Annotated in this window: 22 protein-coding genes and 2 pseudogenes; 14 read left to right on the forward strand and 10 right to left on the reverse strand. The window is 37.9% G+C overall.

Annotated features, from left to right (window positions below; all coding sequences use genetic code 11):
• Positions 1-42: 42 nt before the first annotated feature.
• The 6 genes and pseudogenes from GO593_RS13595 to GO593_RS13620 all read left to right on the forward strand — a co-directional run.
• Positions 43-1056: pseudogene (locus GO593_RS13595) on the forward strand (TolC family protein); the annotation flags it as partial.
• Complete coding sequence (locus GO593_RS13600; protein WP_000988402.1) at positions 1053-3194, forward strand: type I secretion system permease/ATPase; 2142 nt, start codon at positions 1053-1055, stop codon at positions 3192-3194. The pseudogene GO593_RS13595 and the gene GO593_RS13600, both read left to right, overlap by 4 nt.
• Entirely contained in the window at positions 3191-4381 is a 1191-nt protein-coding gene (locus GO593_RS13605; protein ID WP_000003555.1) for an HlyD family type I secretion periplasmic adaptor subunit, read from the forward strand. The genes GO593_RS13600 and GO593_RS13605 overlap by 4 nt, the downstream gene beginning before the upstream one ends.
• Positions 4382-4473: 92 nt before the next feature.
• A complete protein-coding gene (locus GO593_RS13610) occupies positions 4474-5073 on the forward strand; it encodes an IMPACT family protein (protein ID WP_001116933.1) in 600 nt (199 codons plus the stop codon).
• Positions 5066-5677, forward strand: coding sequence for a chloramphenicol acetyltransferase CAT (locus GO593_RS13615; protein WP_000132357.1), 612 nt, complete (start codon positions 5066-5068; stop codon positions 5675-5677). The genes GO593_RS13610 and GO593_RS13615 overlap by 8 nt, the downstream gene beginning before the upstream one ends.
• A 155-nt stretch (positions 5678-5832) precedes the next feature.
• A complete protein-coding gene (locus tag GO593_RS13620; protein WP_001082436.1) occupies positions 5833-6675 on the forward strand; it encodes a universal stress protein in 843 nt (280 codons plus the stop codon).
• Positions 6676-6791: 116 nt separating this feature from the next.
• Here GO593_RS13620 and GO593_RS13625 read toward each other — a convergent pair whose 3' ends face one another.
• From GO593_RS13625 to GO593_RS13650, 6 genes are all read right to left on the reverse strand, one after another.
• Entirely contained in the window at positions 6792-7460 is a 669-nt protein-coding gene (locus GO593_RS13625) for an O-methyltransferase (RefSeq protein WP_001186837.1), read from the reverse strand.
• A gap of 139 nt (positions 7461-7599) precedes the next feature.
• Positions 7600-8322, reverse strand: a complete 723-nt coding sequence (locus tag GO593_RS13630) for a D-Ala-D-Ala carboxypeptidase family metallohydrolase (RefSeq protein ID WP_001984116.1) — start codon at positions 8320-8322, stop codon at positions 7600-7602.
• A gap of 129 nt (positions 8323-8451) precedes the next feature.
• Positions 8452-8775, reverse strand: a complete 324-nt coding sequence (fdxA, locus tag GO593_RS13635) for a ferredoxin FdxA (protein ID WP_000144889.1) — start codon at positions 8773-8775, stop codon at positions 8452-8454.
• Between the two features lie 344 nt (positions 8776-9119).
• Positions 9120-9650: a GNAT family N-acetyltransferase gene (locus GO593_RS13640; RefSeq protein ID WP_086241995.1), complete on the reverse strand. Its 531-nt coding sequence runs from the start codon at positions 9648-9650 to the stop codon at positions 9120-9122.
• 64 nt (positions 9651-9714) lie between these two features.
• Positions 9715-12360 carry a DNA mismatch repair protein MutS gene (gene mutS / locus GO593_RS13645; protein ID WP_001083265.1) on the reverse strand — a complete coding sequence of 882 codons (2646 nt, stop codon included), beginning with the start codon at positions 12358-12360 and terminating at the stop codon, positions 9715-9717.
• A 274-nt stretch (positions 12361-12634) separates the two neighbouring features.
• Entirely contained in the window at positions 12635-13102 is a 468-nt protein-coding gene (locus tag GO593_RS13650) for an Lrp/AsnC family transcriptional regulator (RefSeq protein ID WP_001290077.1), read from the reverse strand.
• 119 nt (positions 13103-13221) lie between these two features.
• Here GO593_RS13650 and GO593_RS13655 point away from each other — a divergent pair, with 119 nt between their 5' ends.
• From GO593_RS13655 to GO593_RS13675, 5 genes are all read left to right on the forward strand, one after another.
• On the forward strand, positions 13222-14082 hold the full coding sequence (locus tag GO593_RS13655; RefSeq protein WP_001984113.1) for an EamA family transporter: 861 nt from the start codon (positions 13222-13224) through the stop codon (positions 14080-14082).
• 506 nt (positions 14083-14588) lie between these two features.
• On the forward strand, positions 14589-15938 hold the full coding sequence (locus GO593_RS13660; protein WP_074162200.1) for an EAL domain-containing protein: 1350 nt from the start codon (positions 14589-14591) through the stop codon (positions 15936-15938).
• Positions 15939-16068: 130 nt separating this feature from the next.
• Positions 16069-17001 (forward strand): LpxL/LpxP family acyltransferase, encoded by a 933-nt coding sequence (locus tag GO593_RS13665; RefSeq protein ID WP_000165396.1) that lies wholly within the window; start codon positions 16069-16071, stop codon positions 16999-17001.
• Between the two features lie 667 nt (positions 17002-17668).
• Positions 17669-18223: a TetR/AcrR family transcriptional regulator gene (locus GO593_RS13670; RefSeq protein ID WP_002135219.1), complete on the forward strand. Its 555-nt coding sequence runs from the start codon at positions 17669-17671 to the stop codon at positions 18221-18223.
• A 269-nt stretch (positions 18224-18492) separates the two neighbouring features.
• Positions 18493-19806 carry an MFS transporter gene (locus tag GO593_RS13675; protein ID WP_000659368.1) on the forward strand — a complete coding sequence of 438 codons (1314 nt, stop codon included), beginning with the start codon at positions 18493-18495 and terminating at the stop codon, positions 19804-19806.
• A gap of 94 nt (positions 19807-19900) precedes the next feature.
• Here the strand turns inward: GO593_RS13675 and GO593_RS13680 are convergent, their stop codons facing one another.
• The 3 genes from GO593_RS13680 to GO593_RS13690 form a co-directional block, all read right to left on the reverse strand.
• Entirely contained in the window at positions 19901-20338 is a 438-nt protein-coding gene (locus GO593_RS13680; protein ID WP_000760388.1) for a DUF2147 domain-containing protein, read from the reverse strand.
• Positions 20339-20675: 337 nt separating this feature from the next.
• On the reverse strand, positions 20676-21704 hold the full coding sequence (locus GO593_RS13685; RefSeq protein WP_000925259.1) for a MerR family transcriptional regulator: 1029 nt from the start codon (positions 21702-21704) through the stop codon (positions 20676-20678).
• Positions 21705-21913: 209 nt separating this feature from the next.
• Positions 21914-22612 (reverse strand): DUF1826 domain-containing protein, encoded by a 699-nt coding sequence (locus tag GO593_RS13690; RefSeq protein WP_005144154.1) that lies wholly within the window; start codon positions 22610-22612, stop codon positions 21914-21916.
• A 251-nt stretch (positions 22613-22863) separates the two neighbouring features.
• Between GO593_RS13690 and GO593_RS13695 the strand changes: the two genes are divergently transcribed.
• From GO593_RS13695 to GO593_RS13705, 3 genes and pseudogenes are all read left to right on the forward strand, one after another.
• Positions 22864-23814, forward strand: a complete 951-nt coding sequence (locus GO593_RS13695; RefSeq protein WP_000398514.1) for a 3-hydroxyacyl-CoA dehydrogenase NAD-binding domain-containing protein — start codon at positions 22864-22866, stop codon at positions 23812-23814.
• A 157-nt stretch (positions 23815-23971) separates the two neighbouring features.
• On the forward strand, positions 23972-24166 hold the full coding sequence (locus tag GO593_RS13700) for a hypothetical protein (RefSeq protein WP_001984101.1): 195 nt from the start codon (positions 23972-23974) through the stop codon (positions 24164-24166).
• A gap of 252 nt (positions 24167-24418) precedes the next feature.
• A pseudogene (locus tag GO593_RS13705) lies at positions 24419-24878 on the forward strand (hypothetical protein).
• Positions 24879-24972: 94 nt separating this feature from the next.
• Here GO593_RS13705 and GO593_RS13710 read toward each other — a convergent pair.
• Positions 24973-25401 carry a GNAT family N-acetyltransferase gene (locus tag GO593_RS13710; RefSeq protein ID WP_000406272.1) on the reverse strand — a complete coding sequence of 143 codons (429 nt, stop codon included), beginning with the start codon at positions 25399-25401 and terminating at the stop codon, positions 24973-24975.
• Between the last annotated feature and the right edge of the window lie 109 nt (positions 25402-25510).

Below are 25510 nucleotides of genomic sequence, written 5' to 3' on the forward strand. Positions count from 1 at the left end.
TAATTTAAATATTTATTTTTTTTTAGTATGTATATCCGTTCTGACTTCGGTAAAGTCAAATCAGGTGTTGATGTTGAAGAAGCGAAAGTTCAGGTCGAACAAGCCAATGTTTTGGTTAGTGTTGATACTCTAGCTTTGGATGTTGCACAGACCATTGTGAATATTCAGCGTTATCTACAGCTTAATAAAATTGCTGAGCAGCAAATCGCCGGTATTCGACGTATTCAGGAAATTGCTAACCTGCGTGCAAACGCTGGTGTCGCGAGTCAAGCCGACCCAATTCAGGCGCAGTCATACTTACAGGCAGCGCAGTCTGCTTTGATTGCTCAGCAATCATTATTACGTCAATACCAACAGCATTTAAGAACCTTATTAGGTGCAGATGTTAGTCATACCGGATGGATTATTTCCGATGATCTCGTGAAGCAATCTGATCTTTATGGTGAACCTGAGTTTAATACTATTCCAAAAATGATTGCCGCGCAGGCAGGTGTTGAGGTTGCAAAAGCTCAAAAACAACAAACCCGTTTAACCCGATATCCGACCTTGGCTGTGAAAGGTTCGGTAAGTCAGGCGATTAATGGTAAAAACCCGAATAACGACAAAGATGACGGTTTGTATAGTTCAGTCATGCTTGAAGCAACCAGTCAGTTTTACCAAGGCGGTGCTACCGCTTCACAAGTAAAAATGGCAAGTTATGCCGAAGAAGCTGCAAAAGCCAAAGTGAATTCGGTGTATATGGATGTTCTGGACCAAATTAGAACAAGTCGCGAACAGATTGAAAATAAACAGCGTCAAATGCAGGTTTTGGCAAGTCGCCAAGCAACAACGGTTCGTACACGTGAACTCTATCAAGAGCAGTACAAGCTCGGTACGCGTTCATTGGTCGATTTATTAAATGCTGAACAAGCTATTCATAGTGCCAACTCAGAACTTGAATCAGCACGTTATGACATTTATAGCAGCATTGTTCAGTACATTGAAGCAACAGGACGTTCCCGCCAAGCCTATGGCTTAAATAATATTTCAATTCAGGGGTTCGAAGTACAACCATGATGACAAAAATAAATTACCAGCCTTGGCTACAGGCGGTCTTAACTATTGCTAAACATTATCGAATAGAGCCTTCAGAAGAAAGAATTCGTTTACAACTTGATTGGAACCAAAATCAGAATTTAGATAACGTCTTGCAGTTAATGACACGTCAAGTCGGTCTGAATCTTCGTAAGGCACCATTTTCCTTAGACTTACTCAACCCATGGCGTTTACCTGTCATGGTGGAGTTTAATGATGGTCAAGTCGGTGTAATCGATAAGGCTGATACCCAAGGAAATGTGAGTATCCAGTTCAGTGGAGATCAGGGCCTTTCACAAAGTTTATCTTTAGACGCTTTAAAAACTACACTTAAAAATGTCTATATCTTGCGTCCTGAAACGTCTATCCCAGATGCACGTATTGACGAATATATCAAACCTTATGAAGCCAACTGGTTCTGGTCAATCGTTTTAAGAGACTGGAAACGCTACGTTGATATTATGTTTGCCTCGCTGATTGCCAATGTGCTGGCACTGGCAACCATTATTTTCTCGATGCAAGTGTATGACCGCGTGGTTCCATCCCAGTCAATTCCAACTTTATGGGTTTTGGCAGGTGGTGTACTGATTGCCGCTCTTTTTGAGTTTACCTTACGCGTTTCACGAGTATATTTATCCGATATTATTGGTAAACGTGCTGATTTACGTGTGTCGGATCGTGTATTTGGCCATGCCTTAAGAATTAAAAATAAAGATCGCTCGAAATCTACAGGTAGTTTTATTTCCCAGATTCGTGAACTCGAAGGCGTTCGTGAACTGGTCACCTCAACTACAATTAGTGCGATTGCCGATTTTCCGTTCTTTTTCCTATTCTTAGTAATTTTTGCCATTATTGGTGGAAAACTGTTCTGGGTAATGCTACTTGTTGTGCCGCTTATGATCTTGCCAGGTATTTTGGTACAGAAGAAGCTGGCTCAACTGGCACAAGAAGGCATGAGAGAATCTTCAATTCGTAACGCAATTTTGGTAGAAGCGGTACAAGGTATTGAAGACATTAAGCTCTTACGTGCTGAATCACGTTTCCAAAACCAATGGAACCATATGAATGAAGTCTCAGCCGACATTGGTATGAGACAGCGTAAAATTGTGGGTACCTTAATGGCTTGGACCCAAATGGTTCAGGGTTTAACTTATGCCATTGTGGTGTTAGTGGGCTGTTTTGCGGTAATGGACGGTGAAATGACCACAGGTGCGTTAGTCGCATGTTCAATTTTATCTTCGCGTATGTTAGGGCCAATTGCCCAGATTACGGGCGTATTAGGTCGTCTACAACAGGCAAAAGTTGCTAAGCAAAGTTTAGATGAACTTATGCAACGTCCGATTGATCAGGCCGACCGTTCACATCTGGTACACAAAGCTGTTTTAAATGGCGACTATGAATTAAAAAATATCTTGTTCCAATATGGGGAAGAAGATCCGAGACCAAGTCTTGCGATCCGCCATTTAAAAATTCGTGCCGGAGAAAAAATTGCGATTTTGGGTCGTAATGGTGCTGGTAAGTCGACATTACTTCAGCTTTTATCCGGTATGCAGGTTCCAACTCAGGGAGCTGTGCATTTAGATGGACTCGATCTTTCCTTAATTGATCCATCAGATGTGCGCCGAGATATGGGGCTACTCAACCAGAATGCACATTTATTCTATGGAACAATCCGTGAAAACCTGACTTTAGGTGCACCGCTTGCAACAGATGAAGATATTCTTCGTGCATTGGTGGTAACAGGCGCTTTATCTTTTGTTCAAGAGAAAAAAGAAGGCTTGGATTACTTGGTTTTAGAGGGAGGCGTTGGTTTCTCTGGTGGCCAGAAACAAGCGTTATTATTGGCTCGTTTATTGATTCGTCAACCGAATATTTTATTGCTTGATGAGCCGACAGCAGCCATTGATGATGTTGCAGAGAAACAATTAATTGATCATCTCAAAGGATGGTTAGCACACCGAACGTTGGTCGTGGCGACCCACCGCCGAGCTGTTCTTGAACTGGTCGATCGAATTATTGTCGTCAATGAAGGCAAAATTGTGATGGATGGACCACGAGATCAGGTACTTAATCAATCTACAGCCCAACAAAAACAAGTGAGCCAAGGGGGCAATTCATGAGCGAACAACAACAAGAACTTACCCGTTCAATGAATGTATCTTATAGTGAACCACCATTACCACGTGCCAGTTTAGTCATCTGGATCGTGGGCATTGGTTTAGTGATTTTCTTTATCTGGGCATGGTTTTTTAAGCTCGAAGAAGTTTCAACCGGTACAGGTAAAGTTATTCCATCCTCTAAAGAACAAGTCATCCAGTCTTTAGAAGGTGGTATTTTAACTAAGCTAAATGTACAAGAAGGCGATATTGTCCAAAAAGGGCAAATTCTTGCTCAGCTCGACCCAACCCGTTTTGCTTCAAATGTGGGCGAGTCGAGATCTTTATTAATTGCAGCTCAAGCCACAGCAGCACGTTTACGTGCGGAAGTGAACGGTACACCACTGGTTTTCCCTGAAATAGTTGCACAAGATCCGAAGCTTGTTCATGAAGAGACTGCTTTGTATGAATCACGCAGAGCCGATCTTGAACAAACGCTTTCAGGATTAAGACAGGCTTTACAACTGGTTCAGCAAGAATTGGCCATGACAGAGCCTTTGGTTGCTAAAGGTGCTGCTAGTGAGGTTGAGGTTTTACGCTTACGCCGTGAAGCAAATGATTTGCAAAACAAGATGAACGATGCACGTAACCAATACTACGTTAAAGCACGTGAAGAGTTATCTAAAGCAAATACTGACACGCAAACTCAACAACAAGTGGTCATGGGCCGTAATGACAGTTTACAGCGTGCCGTATTTAAAGCCCCTGTGCGCGGTGTGGTAAAAGAAATCACAGTGACAACGCATGGCGGTGTGATTCCACAAAACGGTAAGTTAATGACCATCGTTCCAATTGATGAACAGTTATTAATTGAAGCCCGTATTTTGCCTCGTGACATTGCGTTCATTCGTCCTGGTCAAGAAGCTTTGGTTAAGATCACGGCCTATGACTACTCAATTTATGGTGGTTTAAAAGGTAAGGTTACGGTTATTTCTCCAGATACCATTCGCGATGAAGTGAAACAGGATCAATTCTATTATCGTGTTTATATCCGAACTGACTCCGATAAGCTTTACAATAAAGAAGGTAAAGCATTCGGTATTACACCGGGTATGGTGGCAACTGTAGATATTCGTACGGGTGAGAAGACTGTACTGGATTACTTACTGAAACCATTTAATAAAGCCAAAGAAGCATTAAGAGAAAGATAAGAAAAAAAGCCCCGAAATTCGGGGCTTTTTTATAGGTTTGCTTCTATTAAATTCACGTTATAATTTGATTTTTATTATGCTTTATTTTATTTATGCCTTTTACGATTGCATCACCCGTTACTTTTGAAGAAGAAATTAAAAAAAGTAGATTTCAGGCGATTGCTGCGCCAGTAGAAAATGAACAACAAGTGAAAGAGTTTTTAGAATTAAATAAAGATATCTCGACCACACATCAATGTTGGGCATGGAAAATTGGACATAACGTTCGCTTTAATGATGATGGCGAACCATCTGGTACAGCGGGACGTCCAATTCTGGCAACTATTGAAGGAAATGACCTGACTAATATTATTGTCATGGTGAACCGCTGGTATGGCGGTATAAAACTGGGAACTGGGGGGCTTGTTCGGGCATATGGTGGTTGTGCCGGACAATCGTTATTGTTAGCTGAACGTATTGAACTGATTGCCAAGAAAACGATTCATTTTTCTTGTCATTTTAATGAATGGGCCATCTTTCAGTATGAGCTGACACAGCAGCAAATTGAATATCAGGAAAGTTATACTGCAACAGGTGTCGATATTGAAGCGAGGCTACAGGTTCACCAAATTGAACCACTCGCTCTAAAACTGCGAGATGTAACTCGTGGTCGCGAAGAATTAAAAGTTGAGGAGGAATTGACTGATGACTGATTCTTTACTCAAGTACCGCGAGCAACATAAACACCGTTTAAATTATATGCCATGGCTATATTGGACATTGAAACCCAAACACCGTGTTTGGGCGGAAGAATGGCAAAAAGAATATCAGGCTTATTTAATGGATATGGAAACGGTCGAGATCGGGGAGAACTGTTTTATTTCACCGTTAGCTCATATTTTTGCCGAGCCGGGTCGGAAAATTAAGATTGGTGATAATTGTTTTATTGCGGCAGATTGTAGTTTGCATGGACCGCTTGAGATTGGTAATGAGGTTGCAATTAACCACCACTGTATCTTAGATGGCGGTCGAGCAGGCATAAAACTGCATGATCAAGTTCGTATTGCTGCTTATTGTCATCTCTATGCATTTGATCATGGCATGCAACTCGACCGTCCACTTTACCAACAGCCGGTTCGCTCACAGGGTATCGAAATTGAAAAAGATGTTTGGTTAGGTGCGCATGTGGGGATTAAAGACGGGATTAAAATTGGAAAACATGCTGTAGTTGGCATGAATAGTATGGTGACAAAAGATGTGGAGCCGTACCATATTGTGGGTGGAAACCCAGCAAAATTTATCCGTTTAAGAAAATAATGCAGTCTCAAGAATGTAATAAAATGTTTGATCTTTAAACAAAAAAGTGGATTTTAATACATAAACCTTAACATACGGATTTTTATCTATGTTAAGTTAAAGCTAAGTTATAGAAAAATCTCCAAGGCAAATAGACCTGAAGAAGAGAGGCAAAAATGAACCGTGTTATTGCGTGTATTGACTCATCACCTTGTATTAATGCTATTGCAGATGCAGCGGCTTGGGTTGCGAAAGCAACTGGACGAGAGCTTGTATTATTACAAATTCTAGATTACTACCCGGCAAGTTATCACCTTGGTGAAATTAGTGGCGTAATCGGCTTTGAAAGCAATGCAATGTTGCTTAAAGAGTTAGCTGAATTAGAGCAAAAACAAAGTGAACTCGCTTTAGATTACAGCAATAATTTACTCAGACATATCTCTGACTTAATTAAAGAAAAACACGGAATTACTTGCTCAAAAATTCAGGAAAAAGGGGATTTTCTAGAGCAAAGTTTTAATCTCTTACATGAAAATGATATCGTGATTTTAGGTCGCGTAGGTGAAAGAGCCGCCGAAAAACATAAACCGATTGGTAGCAATGTTGAAAACTTTATCCGTGGTGCAAATTGTACGGTTTTGACCATTGGTGAAAACTTCAAAGTACCGACACGTTTTATTTTTGCTTATGAATACTCTCCGACATGTCAAAAGATGATGCGCCGTATTGCGCAAAGTGACTTATTACGGACTTTACAGTGCCATTTAGTTTATGTCGGTGACCATCCTGAAATATTGAATGAACCAGAGCATTACTTGAAACAAGCGGGGCTAGATGTAGTGACTGTTTATAGATACGGTGATGTGGCGCAAAATATTCTAGAGTACCAACAAGAACACGGCATTCAAATTATTGTGCTCGGCGCATTTAGCCATAGCAAAATACATCAGTTCTTCTTGGGAAGTATTGCAACCACGATTTTCCGTAACGCGACTGTACCATTACTTGTGGCTAAATGATGAGATTTGCATATAGTTATCCGCAAATCTTGTGGATAACTATATGGAAAAGCAGGGGTAATAAAAGTAATTTGTTGATTATAAATAATAAAATGAAAAAGATGATTTTTTAACCATTATTTCACAATTGCAATTGCAAAACCATCATGACCTTTTGAGCCAACCGTTTGTAAAGCTGTGCAAGACAAAATTTGCGGATGATTTTCTAGGGCTTTAAAGGTTTCACGAATGCCTTCAATACTTGGTTTTTTGTTTTCAGGATTCAAAATATCACCGGCACGAATGACATTATCTAGCACAATAATAGTGCCAGATTTTGAAAATTTGAGACTGAGTTCTAAATATTCCGGATAGCCCTGTTTATCGGCATCGATAAAGATAAAATCAAAAGGCTCAATCGATTGAGGGTCAATTGCGGAAAGTACATCGGCAGCACGGCCTAATTTAAGCTCAACTTTTACAGGCAGGTTGGCATGATCGATATTCTTTTGAGCCATTTCTGCATGAGTATCACGACCTTCAATGGTAAGCAAATAGCCATCTTCAGGCAGTGCACGTCCTAACCAGATTGTACTGTAGGCAGCAAAGGTCCCAATTTCTAAAACACGCTTGCACTTATTCATCTGAATGAGCATTTGCAAGAACATTCCTTGATTTGGAGCAACTGCAAGATGATTTGAAAAGCCGTGTTCGTCGGTATTTTTTAATGCAAAGTCGAGTCGAGGATCTTCGGGAATTAAATGTGAATCGATATATTCGTCAATGTCTGTCCACATCTGCTGCATAGTCAAATTTACCTGTATGTTGATAGGCGTATTTTAAACGTTTATGACTAGAGTGCAAAAATCTTCGATTCAAGAAATTTTGGTTGATTATAGAATGAGCAAATCCCCTTAAACTGAAGCGCATAAGGGGATTTATATTTTAGAAATTACACATTGATGTATTGCGGGTTAAGTCAGGTCCCCAAGTACGATAGCCTTGAGTATCAATATGGATTTGTCCTGAACTATATAATCCAATACCTAAATTTAAACTTTGGCCGTGCTGAGTCCAGAACTGACACAATTTAAACTTCGTATTTTCAATAAACGCATAGTCTTGTGGCTGTGGAACTTCTGGCCCAATACGGAAATCGATGGCAGAGTTAAATAAATGCTTAGAAGAACTTGCGCCGCCTGCACATTCATTTAAAGGTAAGTCTCGGTAAACTGAAGTTACCTCAAAGTCGGTTAAAACTTTTGCGGCAATAAGATATTTAAAGACACGTAAGGTCGATAAAGAATTATTCCAAAGTTCACGGTTAGGTACCGCATATTCTGAACGGCCACACTTCTGCCAATCACGAGCGGATCTTAATAATTCAAAACTTGGTACGATACCTGCCACATCATGACGCGCCAGAAATTTTTCATATTCGCGTACACGTTCATAATGATCGCCTGTATTTAACCAAGCGCGATAGGAAGCAGGTTCAACTTTAGGTGGAATTGGACGTTCGATAATAACGCGCTCTTGAGGAATAAAGATGCGCTTACCGCTTGGAGAGGTTTTGCCTGTTGTTGTGTGTTGAGGAGAGCTGGCGCAACCCACCATAATCGCAGGGATTATGCATAGGGGCAGCATGCTCTGCAAAAACTTCCGCATAAGAAAAATCAAAAGCTTATAAATATTGCGCCTATTTTAATGCAAAACAGTGCACAAATTACGAGGAATTTGCAATGAAATGTTTGAATAGGGTATAAAAAAGATCAGCGGTTGCTGATCTTTTTGAAATTATTTTTCTAGATACTGTAACTTATCTGGTTTGCCGTTCCATTCTTCGCGGTCAGCAGGTTGTTCACCAATTTGAGTAATGTTAGGCCACTTTTGAGAAAGTTCAGCATTTAATTCAATAAATACTTCTTGACCTTCTGGTAGCTCATCTTCAGAGAAAATTGCATTTGCAGGGCATTCTGGTTCACACAATGCACAGTCAATACATTCATCCGGATTAATCACTAGGAAATTCGGACCTTCGTAAAAACAGTCTACAGGACAAACTTCTACGCAATCTTGGTATTTACATTTAATACAATTTTCAGTGACAACAAAGGTCATGGCGACAGCTACCTAAAAAATATGGTTTCATTTCGAATAGCTTATTTTAGGCAAAAAAGGGGTAAACAAACAATTGCTTTTATTGATATTGTTTATTTATACATATGAAGATAAGTTAATACATTGATATTCAAAAGAATGTTTCAGCTTAAATAAGAGCTAAATTATAAAATCAGGATAATAATAAGTTTTATAAAACAATAGTTTAAATAATTTTTTTGTCATGAGTTTTAATGTCATTTGGGTCAAGGTATCTGTTTAGGCAGACACCTCAACCACAACATTTACTTTTAAATTTTGCCTCTATGCTGAATCGATAGACAAAAAATCTTTAAGTAATGAGCTTAAAGTGTACAAAGTAAATGGATGTCTTCTGGTTCAAGTTCCCATAATTGACGATCTGGGTGCTTTAATACGTCCGCGCCATGCTTTATATAGAAATCTACTGTACGCTTACTTGGAGTGGCTGAAATATAAAGTTGATTGGCTTCCAATTGCTTGGCCGATTCTTTTGCCGCTTGCATCAGCTTTGCACCAATACCTTTGCCTTGTTGATCGGCATCGACGTAAAAATATTGCAGTAATTTTGCATTGGGATAATCAGTAATAGTCTGATTCGAGACTACACTAATGCCAGCCAACTGTTCAGACGCATCAAAAGCACCGATAAATAAAGCCCCTTGTTCATAGAGTTCTTTTAATTTGGGCGGATCATTTTCTAAATGATAAGCATCCCAATGTTTAACATCATAAAAACAATCTGTTAATTCTAAGTGTTCTTGCTTTTGTAAGTAGAGTTGGGTAATCAGTTCACGACGATTAATCTGTTGCCAAATTAAATCGATCTCTGTGTATTGTAGTGGCCTTAAGAAAATAGAAATTTTATTCTCCTTAAAGTAAGAGCAAACATGCCTATACACATGTTTGCTCAATGAGTGATTATGAATTAAGCGCTGCTTTTAGCTCATAAAGCTGTTCAAGTGCCTGACGAGGAGTCAGGTTGTCTACTTCGATTTGCTTAAGTAAATCGAGGGCAGGTGAAGAGGCTTCAACTTCTATCACTTTCTCTATGACTTGAGTGCTTGGGGTAACTTCTGAATCTAAAGTTGCAAACAAATCACTTTGAACACTAATTTGTAAGTGCTGCTGTTGTTGCTTCTCTAAAATACGTAAACGCTTCTGAGCTTCTTTAATCACATTAGCTGGAATACCGGCTAATTTTGCAACCTGTAAACCATGACTTTGGCTTGCTGGTCCTTGTTGGACTTTATGCAATAAAATGAGATTACCGTTTAACTCTTGAGCAGTGACATGGTAGTTATCAATACCAGGTTCGCTACCTAACTCTGTTAATTCGAAATAGTGAGTCGCAAACAAGCAAAGACATTTAACGCGTTTAGTTAAATCAACCACACAAGCCCACGCTAAAGAAAGACCATCATAGGTACTGGTTCCGCGACCAACTTCATCCATTAACACAAGCGATTGATTCGTCGCATGGTGCAAGATTTGTGAAGTTTCAGTCATCTCAACCATAAAGGTCGATTTGCCTGTCGATAAGTCATCGGCTGAACCAATACGGGTAAAAATACGGTCAATCGGGCCAAGTTTGGCAGCTCGTGCCGGAACGTAACTACCGCAGTAAGCAAGCAAACTAATTAATGCTGTTTGGCGCATAAAGGTAGACTTACCGCCCATGTTTGGACCGGTAATAATTGCCATACGGTGCTGCACATCAAGGAAAGTATCATTTGGTGTAAATGGCGCTTTACTTAACGCTTCAACTACAGGATGACGGCCACCTTGAATCTTAATACCGGTTTCTGGTGTAAATTCAGGGCGTGCCCAGTTGTTTAAACGCGCTTGATGAGCAAAGTTTGCAATTACATCAATTTGCGCGATTGCTGAACTCATCATTTGTAGGTGAGCAATATTTTCACGAAGGTTTTCAAGTAAAGCTTCGAATAATGCTTTTTCACGAGCTAATGCACGCGACTCACTGGATAAAACTTTATCTTCAAAACTTTTTAGTTCAGGGGTAATGTAGCGCTCAGCATTCTTTAAGGTTTGACGGCGGATATAATCGGCAGGGGCTTGTTCGGCTTGAGCACGAGTCAGCTCAATGTAGTAACCACTCACACGGTTATAACCGATTTTTAAGGTGCTAATGCCAGTACGTTCACGCTCTTTTATTTCTAAATCAATGAGGAATTGACCTGCATGATCACGAATTTGGCGTAATTCATCAAGTTCAGCATCATAGCCTTCTGCAATTACATTGCCATCACGAAGTAATACAGGCGGATTTTCAACAATCGCAGCCATTAAATGTTGATGAAGCGATTTAAAGTCACCCAATTCCTGATCGAGCTGTCCTAATAACTTAGTTTTCTTTGCTTGTACAACAGGTGCTAAAGCATTTCGTAAAAATGGAATTTGCGCGCAAGCATGACGAAGCTGAACTAAATCACGTGGTCGCGCACTACCCAGCGCCACACGACTAAGCACACGTTCAATATCCCCAATTTCTTTAAGTACCAGACGAACAGGGCTTTCATGGTAGCCTTGAATCAATTGCTCAATCGCATCTAAACGTGCGTCAAGTAATGCTGTATCACGAACAGGCTGCATGAGTGTGCGGCTAAGTAAACGTCCACCCATTGCGGTTTGGCAATCGTTCACAAGTTGAAATAAAGAAGTTCCGTGCTCAAACAAAGGTTCAATAATTTCCAAGTTACGGCGCGTGATTGGGTCGAGCGCAATAAAGTCAGTACTTTGTTCTAAAAGAATTGAACGGATATGAGGTAACGCCGTTTTTTGAGTTTCTTTGGCATAGTGAATAAGTGCTGCCGCGGCGGCTTTAGCCAAAGGTAACGGGTCTAGTCCGAAACCAGAGAGTGTTGATACAGAGAACTGGTCACATAAGGTTTTTTGCGCATTGTTTAAATTAAAATCGACATTCGGGCGCTTGGTTACAGGGCAATCTAAATGCTTTTTAATTTGTTCGATAATATTCGGGTCAACCAGATCTTCATCAATCAAAATTTCACTTGGCATGAGGCGAGCCAGTTCGATTGGAAGTTGTTCCGGTTTGTAGTCTTGTTGTTGAACTTTAAAAATACCCGCACTTAAGTCGAGTAAAGCAAAACCGATCTGGTTTTGATGGATACATAGCGCAACAAGGTTAGAGGACTGATAACTTGTAAGTAGTGCGTCGTCGGTTAAAGTACCCGGTGTAAGAATACGAACAACTTTGCGCTCAACCGGGCCTTTGCCAGTAACTTCGCCGACTTGCTCACAAATAGCTACAGTTCGGCCGGCTTTTACTAAACGCGCCAAATAACCTTCGGCTGAATGGTAGGGAACACCTGCCATTGGAATCGGGTTGCCATTTGCTTTACCCCGATGGGTTAAGGTAATACCTAAAAGTTTGGCTGCTAAATGCGCGTCTTCAAAGAACAATTCATAAAAGTCGCCCATACGATAAAACAGCAACGCATGTTGATAGTCTTTTTTGACTTTGAGATATTGCTGCATCATTGGAGTGTGGTTGGAGAGATCAGCCATGATTTCAGCGCTATTCATGCGTAATAAACCCTTAAAAAAACGAAAAATCTACTTTTGGTTTATTAACCAATTTCAAGTCTTTAAAAATGAATGTAATTCAAGAAAAGTACAACAACTGGATGAACTTTAGAATCAGCATCCCTAGTATAAAGTGACTTCAGACCATTCCAGTGGTGCAATGGTAACAAATTTGAGTTATCGAAAAAAAGTGATCAAGCATTGAAATAGAGGTTGAATGTAGCAAGACATAAAAATAGAACAATTGGGTCTTTTAAGCCAAGTATTGAAAAATTTAAATATTCAACTCAAAGTTTACTTTTACGCGATCTAAAACAATGAGTGTTCTATAAGTTTTCACGTCTTCATTATCAGCGAAATGTTTTCTAACTAAACTTTCAAAATGAGATAAGTTATTGCTCAGCATGATAATTATAAATGAGACTCCTCCATTCACGAAGTAGCACTGTTGAATTTCTTCAACAGAAGCAAAGTATAGCTTCGCTCTGTCCATAACTACTGAACGATCTTCGCTAAGGCGGACCTCAATAATAGAAGTAATTTTTTCACCAAATTTGAGAGGATTTAAGATAGCGCAATTTTTTAGGATGATTTGTTTTTCTTCCATCCGAGTTATACGCCTTTGTACAGATGCCGCGGATAGACCGATTTTTTCAGAAATTTCTCGATGGGAAGTTTTATTGTCTTTTTGCAGTATTCTTAAGATCGCATAATCAAAATTATCTAAAGAAATCTCTGACATGAGTAAATCTCTCATTAAAGGTTAAATATAGAGTTATTTAATCGTTTTACCGTGAAAAATAGAAGAAATATATTGATTATAGATAATTAAAATTTCAATCATTCCCCCCAATAGTAAAGATGATGATTGAGAAAAACTCCAAACAAGGCATGGCATTTGCAGCTGCATTTTTATCTTTAGTTTCTGTACAGATCGGCGCAGCAATAGCAAAAGTCCTTTTTCCGATTCTTACTGCTGAAGGAGTTACCTTAACTCGACTTGCCTTATCGGCCTGTTTCTTATGGATAGTCTTTAAACCATGGCGACAGTGGAATAAACAGACCAATTGGAAAAATCTAATTATTTATGGATCAATCCTCACTTTAATGAATACTTTGGTTTATAAAGCATTTTCTTACATGTCTGTTGGGATTGCGATTTCCATCGAAGTGTTAGGACCACTTACGGTTGCTATTTTAATGTCTAAAAATAAATTAGATTATTTTTGGGGAGGATTATCTATTATTGGTTTGCTTCTTTTACCTATGGGCAATGCAAATAATAACTTTAGTTTTATTGGCATGACGTATGCTTTATTAGCCGCAGTGGGTTGGGGGCTGTATGTGATTTATGGCTCAAAAGTTGCACAAGGTGGTGGCAGCTCTGTTGCGACCGGAATGTTTATAGCGGCTTTACTTGCAACACCTTTAGGTGCATCTCACATTATCCATATTTTTGATAGTTATAAGATTCTTTTTACATGTTTACTTATGGCGATGCTCGCGAGTGCTATTCCATTTATATTAGATATGATTGCCATGAAAAAACTGCATCCTCGAGTTTTTGGGATTTTACTAAGTGCATCACCCGCAGTGAGCGCTTTGGCTGGATGGCTGATTTTAGATGAACGATTAAATAGTTTTCAGGTTCTAGGCATAACAATTATTATGGCATCGTGTGCAGGTTGCTCTTATTTTTCTTACAAACGCAATAAGGTATAAGCTGAGACTTCTATATTATTAAAAATAAATATTTCTGGTAAACATGAGATAGACCGATCAAAAATATGAGATGGATATCTCATGGCTTCTTTAGCTTTTAGCTCCAACCTCAGAACAACAAAGCTCACAACTTGGTCATTAGCAGCATAATTAAGCACACATGTGCATTATTTTAAATGGTCCTATTGATGAATCTAAATAATAAAAATATTTAACGCAAAAATTGTAATTCACTAATTTTTCTGCACTTAAAGGCTGTACCTGAGAGTCATAGGCATGTATCGTTAAGTCATGATACTTTAAAATTATAGAGTGTTTAAAAAGCAGTATCGTTCAAGTGACCTAATCGGGCTATACCATTAAGGTGGTTAAAACTTGATCTCAAAATAATAAGTACAAATCACAATGGGAGAAATGATTACGTTTTATTGGTAAATATTGAAATGGAGTATCAATGACCAAGCTGGCTGGGGTCCTTTAAAGAAATATTTACGGTTGGTTTATTTATGATAACTTCGTCTTACTTTAAAAAACACAAGAAAAATTACCGCTCCCTAAAGGACCAGCAGCTTACAATCGCAGCCAAAGCAAATATCTTTATTTGTATTATTTTTTGCTTGTTTTGGACTATATATTTTGCATTTGCCCAAATGTGGGTGATTGTTTATATGGATATCTGTTTCACACTAATTTCCATATTTAGCTTTTTTCTTATTTATATAAACCGTATTTCGGCAGGAATACTTTTATCACAAGCGGTTCTGCTGGTGTTTCCAGTCGTTTTTTGCTTATTTTTCGATGTTGCTACGCCTGATCGCCCTCGTGTGGCCCATTTGTTTTTACCTGCCGGAGCGATACTGGGGTATTTGAATTACCGTAGAGAGCCAAGCTTCTTACAAATTGTTTTAATTTTACTGTCGATTGGCTGCTTTATATTTTTTAGTGGTAGCTCTTTTACTCTCGATAGTGCCATACCTTTATCAGAAGATATTCGTGATCATGGTGGATGGATAGCCACTTGTGTCGCTACTCTTATGATTTGTATTTCAATTTATACCATGCAATTAGAAATACAAATAGAAAGCAGTATGGAGCACAATCTACGGTTGGCACTCACTAAGCAACAATTTGAGCTTTTTTATCAGCCCCAAGTTAATTCGTCAGAAAAACTGATTGGTGCGGAAGCCTTGTTAAGATGGCATCATCCGGTTTTAGGGTATATTCCAACAAAAGAGTTTATTCCGGCAGCAGCAACTTTTGGGTTAATGCCAGAGATCGGAGAGTGGGTATTGGCCGAAGCCTGCAAAGTTTTACAGGACTGGAGTAAAAAAGAAGAGACCAAAGATCTTACGCTTTCAATCAATATTAGTGCTGATCATTTTATGCAATCTAACTTTGAGCACACGGTGATTGGTCTGGTTCAGCGGTATGACTTCAATCCATCTCGGCTCATATTAGAAATTACTGAAAATATTGCTTTAAATAATTGTGCGAGCATGATCGAAAAAATGCACTTCTTGTCTAAGCATGGTATTCAGCTTTCACTTGATGACTTTGGTACAGGGTATTCATCGTTAAGCTATTTACAAAAAATGCCCATTAAACAAATTAAAATTGATCGCAGTTTTGTACAGGCAGCTTTAGATGATAAACGCAGCAATAAATTAGTGACGGGTATTATTAAAATTGGCCAAGATTTAAACCTTCGCGTTTTGGTAGAAGGAATAGAAACGGCTGAACAGTTTAGTGCTTTTAAAAGTAATGGTTGTACCGAGTTTCAGGGCTATTTATGGGGTTGTCCAATGTCTTTAAATGACTTTATCAAGCAATTGCCCATCAAGACCGATAAAGAATGAATCGGAGCACTCACCAGTACTGTTTAGCAGTAGTTTGCTAGATTGAGCCTAATATTAAGACACACTTTACAAACGTATGTAGAGTGCGAGTGTGTTAGGATGAATTTCTATACCTCTAGATATTTACAATATGACGAAACCTGAAGCGCAGTATCAATCAGGGCAATTTCAATTTTCCTTTCTATCATTAAAATATTGGGGTATCTGGTTCACAGCTTTTATTCTAATGTTTCTTGCGTACTTGCCTTGGGCAATCCAGTGGCGCTTAGCAAAACTATTTTCAAAAATTGCTTGGACACTATTGGCTTCTAGAAGGAAAACGACTTTAAGAAATTTAGGTGCATGTTTTCCTGAAAAAACACCTGAGCAAATTGAAGCCAAGGCTAAGTCGGTTTTTACCGATACGATGATTGGTATATTTGAAGCCTTAAATGCTTGGTATTGTCCTGCATGGTTTAAAAAAAGAGTTCATATAGAAGGCTTGGAACATCTAAATGACAATCGGGATCGGGGCATTCTGCTGTTAGGCACGCATAGCACATTACTCGATGCCGGAGGTGCTGCATGTACGTTATTTTTTGATATGGATGTGGTGTATAGACCTCAAAATAATCCTTTCATGGATTTCCTCATTCATCGTAGTCGCGCTAGGGTTTATAAAAACCAAATTGCAAAAGACAACATGCGTAGCTTAATTGAAAAACTCAAAAATGGTCATGCAATCTGGTATAGCCCTGATCAGGACTTTGGTTTAAAGCAAGGTGTCATGGCTTCATTCTTTGGAATACAAGCAGCAACAGTCACGGCACATCGAAGACTCATGGATATTTCAAACGCTGTTGCAATACCATTATATTTTTACAGAAGCGGGGATATTCGAGATCCTCAATACAATGTACTGGTAGAACCTAAACTTGAAAATTTTCCTAGCGAATGCGAAGTGAATGATGCTGAACGCGTCAATAAAATTATTGAAAACCAGATTCGGATCGCCCCAACACAATACATGTGGTTTCATAGAAGGTTTAAAACTCGTCCTGCTGGTGAAGCGAAGTTTTACTGATTTTGTTATGCCTTTTTATACAGTCAACCGAGTGATTTAAAGGCCTTTAAACCGAGACTTTATAAATCCCAAATTAACAATAAATTTTAATTATTTATCCTAAGTTTTTAATGATCTAATTTAAAACAAATGTCATTTTGTGTGCTTGACTGTAATAGGGCAGAGCACTATCCTTTGCCTGCTGGCCACATTGCCAGTCGGTTTTAGCAGGCCGTATTTACCCAAAGCACACGAAAAAGTCTCTCTTTTTTGTGGGCATCCCTACGTGCCCCCTCTGCGGCGGAACGGGAGGGGGACATCTTCGGATGTGCTGATTTTTGGGTAAATCAGTCTGCTAACCCCTTTTCGTTTCGCCACCATAATCATTTAGCAGTGATGTGGCGAAACTTCTTTCTTACCCAAAGGAGTTCGCACATGCGTACTATTTCTTATTTATTGGCCTTTGCCAAATTTTCTCTATTTATACCACCGGAACAGTCTTTAAAACGGCTCTAGGTTTTCTACACCTTAAGAATCGTCACGACTAAAAAATCATATCAACAACAAAACTTGAGATAGGCGAGCACACCACTTGTGCGGCTTTTGCATGCCTGTATTTAGCACTCATTTTAAGAGTGACGGCATTTCTATCTCTGTACATACAACAAGAATTTATAACGGTAAAACTATGCCAAATTTAGAAACCTCTTCTAAAAAATTACACATTATTCGTACCGCTATTCGTTTGTTTACCACACATGGATTCCATACAACAGGCGTAGACCTGATTGTCAAAGAATCAGAAATACCGAAAGCCACCTTGTATAACTATTTTCACTCAAAAGAACGACTTATTGAAATGTGTATAGCTTTCCAAAAAAGTCTACTTAAAGAAGACGTGCTTGCGATTATCTATTCAAGCCGTTATTGCACGCCAACCGATAAGCTCAAGGAAATAGTAGTTTTACATGTTAACTCTAACAGTCTGTATCACTTGCTACTTAAAGCCTTTTTTGAAATTAAAGTGGCTTACCAGCAGGCTTACCGTATGGCAATAGAGTATAGAAAATGGCTGACTCGTGAAATTTTTGAACTGATTTTTAGTTTAGAAATACGTGCGTTAAAACCCGATGCCAATATGGTTTTAAACTTAATAGATGGCTTGATGTTCGAGTTTTTAAGTACAAATAGTTTGGGTGAAAGGGAGGTGGTGGTGGAGTATTTTTTAAGCCAACTTGTTTGAGGTAAATGAGTTATTTAAATAAAAGGATGTATGGTTTGCTTGATTTTTATTAGATGAGCAGACCATATACACCATGCGATGATGTGAGCTCATTACTCAGGTTAGATTAAATAATTAGGTATAACATTCTGTTTATATTATAAAAATTAATATTTTTGACTTTGTGGCGATAATATTGCTATTTTATTTTTACGCTAATCGTAAATAGATTACGTATATCGTAATTAAAATGGAATTAATTTAAAGCGAGTCATGGAGAAAGGAATACCATGAAAGAAATTGTATTAAGTGATTTGATCAATCAGCAGAAAGTTGGACCTTATCAAAAATTTATTTTGGTTACCTGCTTATTACTAATGATTATGGATGGGTATGACATTCAGTCCATGGCTTACGCAGCCCCACTGATTATAGAAGAATGGGGTGTTCAAAAATCGATGTTGGGAGTTGTGTTTAGTGCAAGTTTGTTTGGTTTGTTTGTTGGATCATTTTTATTAAGTTCACTTTCTGATCGTTTTGGTCGCCGTCCGATACTACTGATCTCGACCTTTATATTCTCCATATTGATGCTGTTGACGCCACATGTGGGCAATATTGAGCAATTGACTGTAATCCGCTTTGTTACAGGAATTTTTTTAGGCGGTATCATGCCAAATGTGATGGCTTATAGTTCCGAAATTGTTCCATATAAATCTCGTATTTTTACCATGATGGTCATTTCTTGTGGCTATACGGTAGGGGCAATGTTGGGGGGCGGAATATCAGCCTTACTAGTTCCTTGGGGAGGATGGCAGGCGATTTTTTATTTTGGCGGTATTATCCCTTTAATTATTTTCTTTATCACATTCTTTAAGTTACCAGAATCTTTATATTTTTTAAGTGAAAATAGCAAAAATAGCAAAAATAGCTCCAAAATTTTGTTTTGGTTAAAGAAGTTTTATCCAGCATTAACATTCAATGCAGAGATAAAAATCATCAATAATACTGAGGTTCAGGTTAAAAAGTCACCGCTTGAGTTATTTAAAAATCAGCGTGCGTTTTTTACCTATTCCATCTGGACCATCAGTATTTTAAATATGATCAGTTTATATTTTCTGGCAAATTGGCTACCGACTTTGGCCAAAGAGTCAGGGCTTTCATTAAATCAGGCATTGTTGATCGGCTCCACTCTACAATTAGGCGGTACGATTGGTAGTGTGGTGATGGGCCTTAAAATTGATAAGACAGGATTTTATAAAGTATTAATTCCTGTTTTTCTGGTTGCAGTGATTAGTGTTGCTTTAATTGGCTATTCTGTTAGTCATATCGTTTTATTGTTTATTATCATTTTTATTGCTGGCTTTGCCATTGTTGGTGGGCAACCTGCCATTAATGCTTTGTCGGCCAGTTATTACCCAGTTTCACTTCGTACTACAGGGGTGGGCTGGAGTATTGGAATTGCTCGTTTGGGTTCTGTCATTGGGCCGTTATTTGGCGGTTATCTCTCTCAATTTCTGGTCATTACCCATTTATTTGTGATTGCTGCCATACCTTCGCTATTCGTCATTATCATGCTGATGATTCAGGCCAAGTATCGGTCATAATACGGTCTACATACAGAATTTATATAGTGCACATATAGACCGTAATTATGATCGGTGAGTAGCTTCAGAGAGTTGGTCACAAGCTACTCATGGATTATTTAACTCGATACCATGTTTGGTTTCGGCCAATTGCAGAAATACCAATGTAGCCGCGAGCGGTAAGTTTTTCCCCATCTGGTGATACGGTTACGCTAAAGCGATAAGTCTTGTCTGACTGAGGATCGAGAATAGATCCTTTGTCATATTTATTTTGACCTACGTTTTTTAAATTTTTGACAATGGTTAAACCAATTAAAGATTTATTTTTATAAGTCCCTTCACACATCGTACATTTATTGGCTTCACTTGGAACAAGGATTTTTTCAATATTTGCGGATAGAACTCCGTTTTTGTCTTGGCTAAATTTTACCAGTGCTCTCGGTTGATTGGTGGCATCATCAATAGTTTTCCAAACACTGCCATGTAGTTTGTCCGAAGCAAATGAATGAACCGAATAAAAGCTGAATAAAATTAATAATAAATATTTTTTCATATCAAATGTTTCTCTAATTAAATATGGATGGCTTTAACTGCCAAAATGATTCATTTTAAATTTAACTTCACAGTCTTCTTAGTATTGATCTATAAGCTAAACAATATGTAAAGTTATAATCTATTTGTCTGAATATTATTTTGAATACATTACTTATGCAATTGCGAGAATGGACAGAATTATAAAATGAATTTCGAAGTCATTTAGTTAGTATTAAATCACAGTCTGCAATATTAAATTTTATGACTAAAAATCCTGAAACTGTTTCTTTACTTTAATCATATTTACGGGTAAATGGCTCTTCCTGAAAAAGAGCCATTTAAATTGATAGATAGAACTAAGCACTATGCTTGAATGCTGCTACTGCTTTTTCTAGAAATTGTAGGGTAACCGGTTTAAGCCAAGTACCGTCAGCAAGGCTTGGTTCATTTTGCATTGCTGAACGGATCTTTTCTTGAGTGCTTGGATTTTCGCCAGTATAACCTTGTAGCATAGAGAGCCATTGCTGTGCCAAACGTTTTGCTCCTTCACTATTCGGTTTAACCTCAGCGTCAATCAATTTCTCAATATCGACTAATAGTTGAGGCCATTTTTTCATTTCGCGAACATAATTTTCCTTTAAAAAAGCAAACTCATTATCAGATAAATAACGAGCAAAAATACTCAGCTTACTCTCTGAAAAGGCCTTAAGTAAAAACTCAACAACTTCTGGCATTACTCCTAATTTTTCCTGAAATTCAGGTTCTGCAGAATTGATGTTATTTAATTTAACAAGCCATTCTGGATTGGTGCGCGTATTCTGCTCAAGTGTTCTCATCCACTTATGGGCGAGCTTTTGAACGGTTTCACTGCTAGATGATTCTCCAGCATTAAATACCGTATTTACAGTCTGAGTTAACTCTTGCCATTCTTGGTGGCTTTTAGTACCTGATTGTAAAAATGTAAGCTTTTCAAGTTCTTCTTGCGTAAAGTATTTCTCGTACATTGCTATAAGCTCCAGCATATTTAGCCAATCCTCCAAATCAAGTTCTTCACCATTGATGAGCTGAGATTTCAATTGTCCTAGCTGATTTCGCAATTTCTTCTGCTCTGCCAGTCTTTGATCAATTGCTTGAATCTGCCGATCAATAATCGGTAAAAGTGCTAGATTGGGATCTTCAAGAACCGTATAGATTTCGGCTAGCGACATACCCAGCCCTCGTAATGCTTGAATTTGATGCAAACGAGTAATGTCTTTAGGGGTATATAGTCGATAACCAGCATCGGAACGGGCCGAAGGCTGAAGTAAACCGATATCGTCATAGTGATGAAGAGCACGGACAGTAAGTCCTGTTTGCTTAGCCAATTCACCAACTTTTAACAGCATCTTTTTAGCTCCTTCTTCCTTAGGCGTGTTTTATGCTAGGGGCTTACGTTACGTGAGGGTCAACTACTTTAAATCATAATTTTTTATTATTTTATTTTTGATAAATGTTCAGATTTATCTTTTTACTGTGGTTTAACGACCAGAAATTATTCACGATTCTAAAAGTAATTTTTGGTTTTTGACTTTTTTTATATAAAGTATTGAAATACCTAACAAATCAGTAGCAATCGATATTCACCATCTTTTTCAACAGGTGCTCTATGCACACACGGTAAAACCTTTTGAGTTGGATGATCTACTGCTAAGCGCCATAAGTGTCCTGTACCCAAATTTATAGGTTGGGCATGGGCTTTAGGCTGATAATGTAAATCAAAAAAATACTCTGCTAAAAAGCTTTCAAATTCGGCTTCTGGGCCGTCATGTAAAGCTTTGAGCTTTTCTCTAATTTCTGGAATTAAAACTTTTTGTTCAACCTGATCATTGAGAACAATGTCACTAGCCGCACCGTGATAAGTACATAAGAATGTGTTGGTTTCAATAGGGGAACGATCAACATGAAATGAATAGACATCTGTTGAAATAAAATCGAGCTCTTCATCACGTTCATAATGCTTAAGTAAATTAAGTACAGGTGATGCACCCATATCAGTTAAGAACTGCATGTCTTTTAAAATAATATCTCGAGCCAAATCACCTTGTTCTGAAAGCTCAAGTGCCAACAGGTCTTCTGTAGAAATTTCGGTAATATTTTCTTTTAACTCAAGTTTAGCCACAATTTCTTTAAAGTCGCCCACCAAATTTCTATGCCAACAAATAGCATTCTTATTTCCCTGAAAATGTGTATTCACAAGTTCAGCAAAAGTAGATACCACTTCAACTTGCTTGTGGTCAGAAAATGTATTTGTCATATTAAAGTTACATGGCTCAAAATCTTGCCAATCATACACCCTTAGTGCTTATAGGGCTGCAAGCAGTAGCTAAAATTTGCTTAAAAAATGAAGGTAATGCAAGAAAAGTACAATAATGGTATGAAGTTTTGGTTAGGCGTGTTTATTATAAATTGGCTTTGAATAACTGAGAAAAGGTAAGAAGTCGACTATTTTTATAGTCATGAAAGGGAATAAGAAAAGTTTTGAAGTAATAAGGTCACGAGGAAGATATGGAAGGAATTAAAACAATCGGTGTGGTTGGTGTCGGTGTCATTGGTGCAAGCTGGACAGCATTATTTTTATATAAAGGCTTTAAGGTAAAGGTGTATGACCCTTATCCAATAGACGAAGAATTATTTAAAAAGAGAATACAGGCAAATCTTAGTGATTTGCTCGCTTTAGATCAGCAAACAGATTCAAGTCATCATTTACAAGATATTTTCCTAAATTTAGGGCTTTACAACAACTTAAAAGATGCGGTGATTGATGCCGATTTTATTCAAGAAAATGCACCGGAGAGGTTAGATTTAAAGCAAAATTTATATCAAGAAATCACTTCATATTGCCCTGAAAAAACATTAATTGCTTCAAGTTCTTCAGGCTTAAAAGTTTCTGACTTTCAAAAAGATGCAACTCATCCCGAGCGTATTTTTTTAGGTCATCCATTTAACCCACCTCATCTATTACCTTTGGTTGAAATTGTGGGTGGAAAATTAACAGATCCGCAAATTTTAAAGAAAGCTTCCGAGTTTTATCAAAGTTTGGGTAAGCATCCGATTGTTTTAAATAAAGAAGTTAAAGGGCATGTAGCAAATCGTTTACAAGCTGCTTTGTGGCGAGAGGCATTTTCACTGGTTAAAGAAGGGGTGTGTTCGGCAGAAGATGTTGATATCGCAATCACCAGTGGGCCCGGGCTGAGATGGGCTTTATTTGGCCCCTATATAAATATGGAACTTGCCAATCAGAAGGGGTTTAAAGAGGCAATTCACCATTTAGGACCACCTATGACCGAATGGTGGAATGATATGCAAAATTTTCAGCACTCTGAAGAAACTACTGAGTTGCTAGAAGAACAAACTAAAGAGCTTTTAACACATTATAAAGATATCGATTTATCTCAAAAAAGGGATAAAGGACTAGTCGATATTTTAAAATTGAGACAACAATTAGAGTTGGATTAAACCAGTTTTTATGAAAGGCCAAACAGTGCTTTATTGAGGTGTTTGGCTTTTTTATTTTTGAGTATTTCGGTACTATTCCTATTCTTCTTTCCGCACAAAATCTATAAAAAGCTTGCACTCATCGTAAGCTTTTAGACTGATTAATTTACTAGGGCATATGAAACGTTACTGGAAACAAACCGAATCAATAGCTTCACGTTGGACGACCGAACAAGACTGTTTTTTAATAGAAAATAATTCACTTTCTATAGATGAGCTAAAAGAGCATTTACCATTTTCTGAAGATGAAATAAGAGTTCGTAGATCAGTTTTAGGACTCGTAAGACGAGATCAGCAAATGAGACCATATTAATTTTACCAAATGGTAAATTTTAATTGAAAATAAATATTTCAAAAGATAATAATATTTTTAAAAAAATTGCGGATGAGTTATCAAAACCATAATTTTTTTAGGTGATTGTTCAATAGTCTTTACATAAAGCTTTAACTACTTACGTTTGAGTATAATATTGTTTCACTCCTTTACATTTGTTTAATCATAATCAGAACCATAAAACATTTTAAGATCAAAACTTTATAACAATTGAGATTGAGGAGGGTAAAAATGCTAAAGTATTTAGCCGTGGCTGAAAAGGTTTATAAGAATATTAAAAAAAGACGACTTATTCACCAATGACCTTACACAAAATCTGAATTGTTTAATCAGTCAGATACGTAAGGCCATTAAAGGGACTGAGTTTAAACTTAAGTTCAATTATATTGATTTTGACGAGCAGCTCACGAAGCCTCTTAGTGAATGTAAAGTCAAAGTTGATCTAAGTGTAATGCCGAAGTTTGAAAACGAAGGAGAGTATTTGCTCTGGTTAGCAAGTTTTATCGAGCGAATTACCGATGGTGGAAAACCTAAATTTCCACCAATTTCACAATTAATTCCGCACGGATTTAAAATTTCTAAAGAATCATTTCCTGTGACTGTTGCTCCTCCTAAAGAAGAGCATGCAGATATGATTATTAAATATTTTAAATCGGAAGATTTTATGAAAACCAATAAAACTCCTTCGTAAAAGAATATAGAAGTATTCGTCCACCATACTTCTATATATTGCTGGTTTAAATTCAGCCACCGCCTTCTGGGGCGGTTTTTTTATAGGTATTCCTTTATTTACTTCTTTCTAAAAGTAAAACCGGTTTGTCGTAATTACTGTTACACCACTCATGTTTTTTTAGTATAGCTTCTGGAACTTGAGCTATGTCTTTCACAGCAGCAAAACCCAGAGAGCCATAAAAGCCCTCTAACTCGGCAAAGGGTAAACAGTAAAGCATAGAAAAATCTGAATTTTTAATTAAGAAATCAACTACCTTACGGGCGATTCCTAACCCTTCATTGCCCGGAAAAACATAAATTCCACCAAGCTCGCCGCTGTTAGCATCAATACCTACAACTCTACCTTGCCCAACAGTTTTCTCACTAATAGAAGCTAGTACAATAAATTCATCATCATGTGATGGTACAAAATCAATTTCGGCATAGCGTTCGTTTATAGCTTTTAGATCGGCAGGGGTCGCGAATCTTAATGAAATTTCCATCATTTTTTCCTGCAAGTATTATCTATAATATTCAAGACTTCGTTTTTTCAAAAATATTCATACGATATAAAACAAGATAAATAATTTAGCTAATTATTTAAATTAGCCT

Origin of the sequence: Acinetobacter baumannii, assembly GCF_009759685.1 — a bacterium.
Lineage (GTDB): Bacteria > Pseudomonadota > Gammaproteobacteria > Pseudomonadales > Moraxellaceae > Acinetobacter > Acinetobacter baumannii.

What these genes read in the sequence shown, in the direction of transcription:
- GO593_RS13650 (WP_001290077.1), bottom strand. Translation starts at nt 13,102, where the DNA reads ATGTCAGAGATTTCTTTAGATAATTTTGATTATGCGATCTTAAGAATA.
- GO593_RS13665 (WP_000165396.1), top strand. Translation starts at nt 16,069, where the DNA reads ATGACGAAACCTGAAGCGCAGTATCAATCAGGGCAATTTCAATTTTCC.
- mutS (WP_001083265.1), bottom strand. Translation starts at nt 12,360, where the DNA reads ATGAATAGCGCTGAAATCATGGCTGATCTCTCCAACCACACTCCAATG.
- GO593_RS13680 (WP_000760388.1), bottom strand. Translation starts at nt 20,338, where the DNA reads ATGAAAAAATATTTATTATTAATTTTATTCAGCTTTTATTCGGTTCAT.
- GO593_RS13600 (WP_000988402.1), top strand. Translation starts at nt 1,053, where the DNA reads ATGATGACAAAAATAAATTACCAGCCTTGGCTACAGGCGGTCTTAACT.
- GO593_RS13655 (WP_001984113.1), top strand. Translation starts at nt 13,222, where the DNA reads ATGATGATTGAGAAAAACTCCAAACAAGGCATGGCATTTGCAGCTGCA.
- GO593_RS13710 (WP_000406272.1), bottom strand. Translation starts at nt 25,401, where the DNA reads ATGGAAATTTCATTAAGATTCGCGACCCCTGCCGATCTAAAAGCTATA.
- GO593_RS13630 (WP_001984116.1), bottom strand. Translation starts at nt 8,322, where the DNA reads ATGCGGAAGTTTTTGCAGAGCATGCTGCCCCTATGCATAATCCCTGCG.
- GO593_RS13685 (WP_000925259.1), bottom strand. Translation starts at nt 21,704, where the DNA reads ATGCTGTTAAAAGTTGGTGAATTGGCTAAGCAAACAGGACTTACTGTC.
- GO593_RS13660 (WP_074162200.1), top strand. Translation starts at nt 14,589, where the DNA reads ATGATAACTTCGTCTTACTTTAAAAAACACAAGAAAAATTACCGCTCC.
- GO593_RS13625 (WP_001186837.1), bottom strand. Translation starts at nt 7,460, where the DNA reads ATGCAGCAGATGTGGACAGACATTGACGAATATATCGATTCACATTTA.
- GO593_RS13695 (WP_000398514.1), top strand. Translation starts at nt 22,864, where the DNA reads ATGGAAGGAATTAAAACAATCGGTGTGGTTGGTGTCGGTGTCATTGGT.
- fdxA (WP_000144889.1), bottom strand. Translation starts at nt 8,775, where the DNA reads ATGACCTTTGTTGTCACTGAAAATTGTATTAAATGTAAATACCAAGAT.
- GO593_RS13675 (WP_000659368.1), top strand. Translation starts at nt 18,493, where the DNA reads ATGAAAGAAATTGTATTAAGTGATTTGATCAATCAGCAGAAAGTTGGA.
- GO593_RS13610 (WP_001116933.1), top strand. Translation starts at nt 4,474, where the DNA reads ATGCCTTTTACGATTGCATCACCCGTTACTTTTGAAGAAGAAATTAAA.
- GO593_RS13620 (WP_001082436.1), top strand. Translation starts at nt 5,833, where the DNA reads ATGAACCGTGTTATTGCGTGTATTGACTCATCACCTTGTATTAATGCT.
- GO593_RS13615 (WP_000132357.1), top strand. Translation starts at nt 5,066, where the DNA reads ATGACTGATTCTTTACTCAAGTACCGCGAGCAACATAAACACCGTTTA.
- GO593_RS13690 (WP_005144154.1), bottom strand. Translation starts at nt 22,612, where the DNA reads ATGACAAATACATTTTCTGACCACAAGCAAGTTGAAGTGGTATCTACT.
- GO593_RS13605 (WP_000003555.1), top strand. Translation starts at nt 3,191, where the DNA reads ATGAGCGAACAACAACAAGAACTTACCCGTTCAATGAATGTATCTTAT.
- GO593_RS13700 (WP_001984101.1), top strand. Translation starts at nt 23,972, where the DNA reads ATGAAACGTTACTGGAAACAAACCGAATCAATAGCTTCACGTTGGACG.
- GO593_RS13670 (WP_002135219.1), top strand. Translation starts at nt 17,669, where the DNA reads ATGCCAAATTTAGAAACCTCTTCTAAAAAATTACACATTATTCGTACC.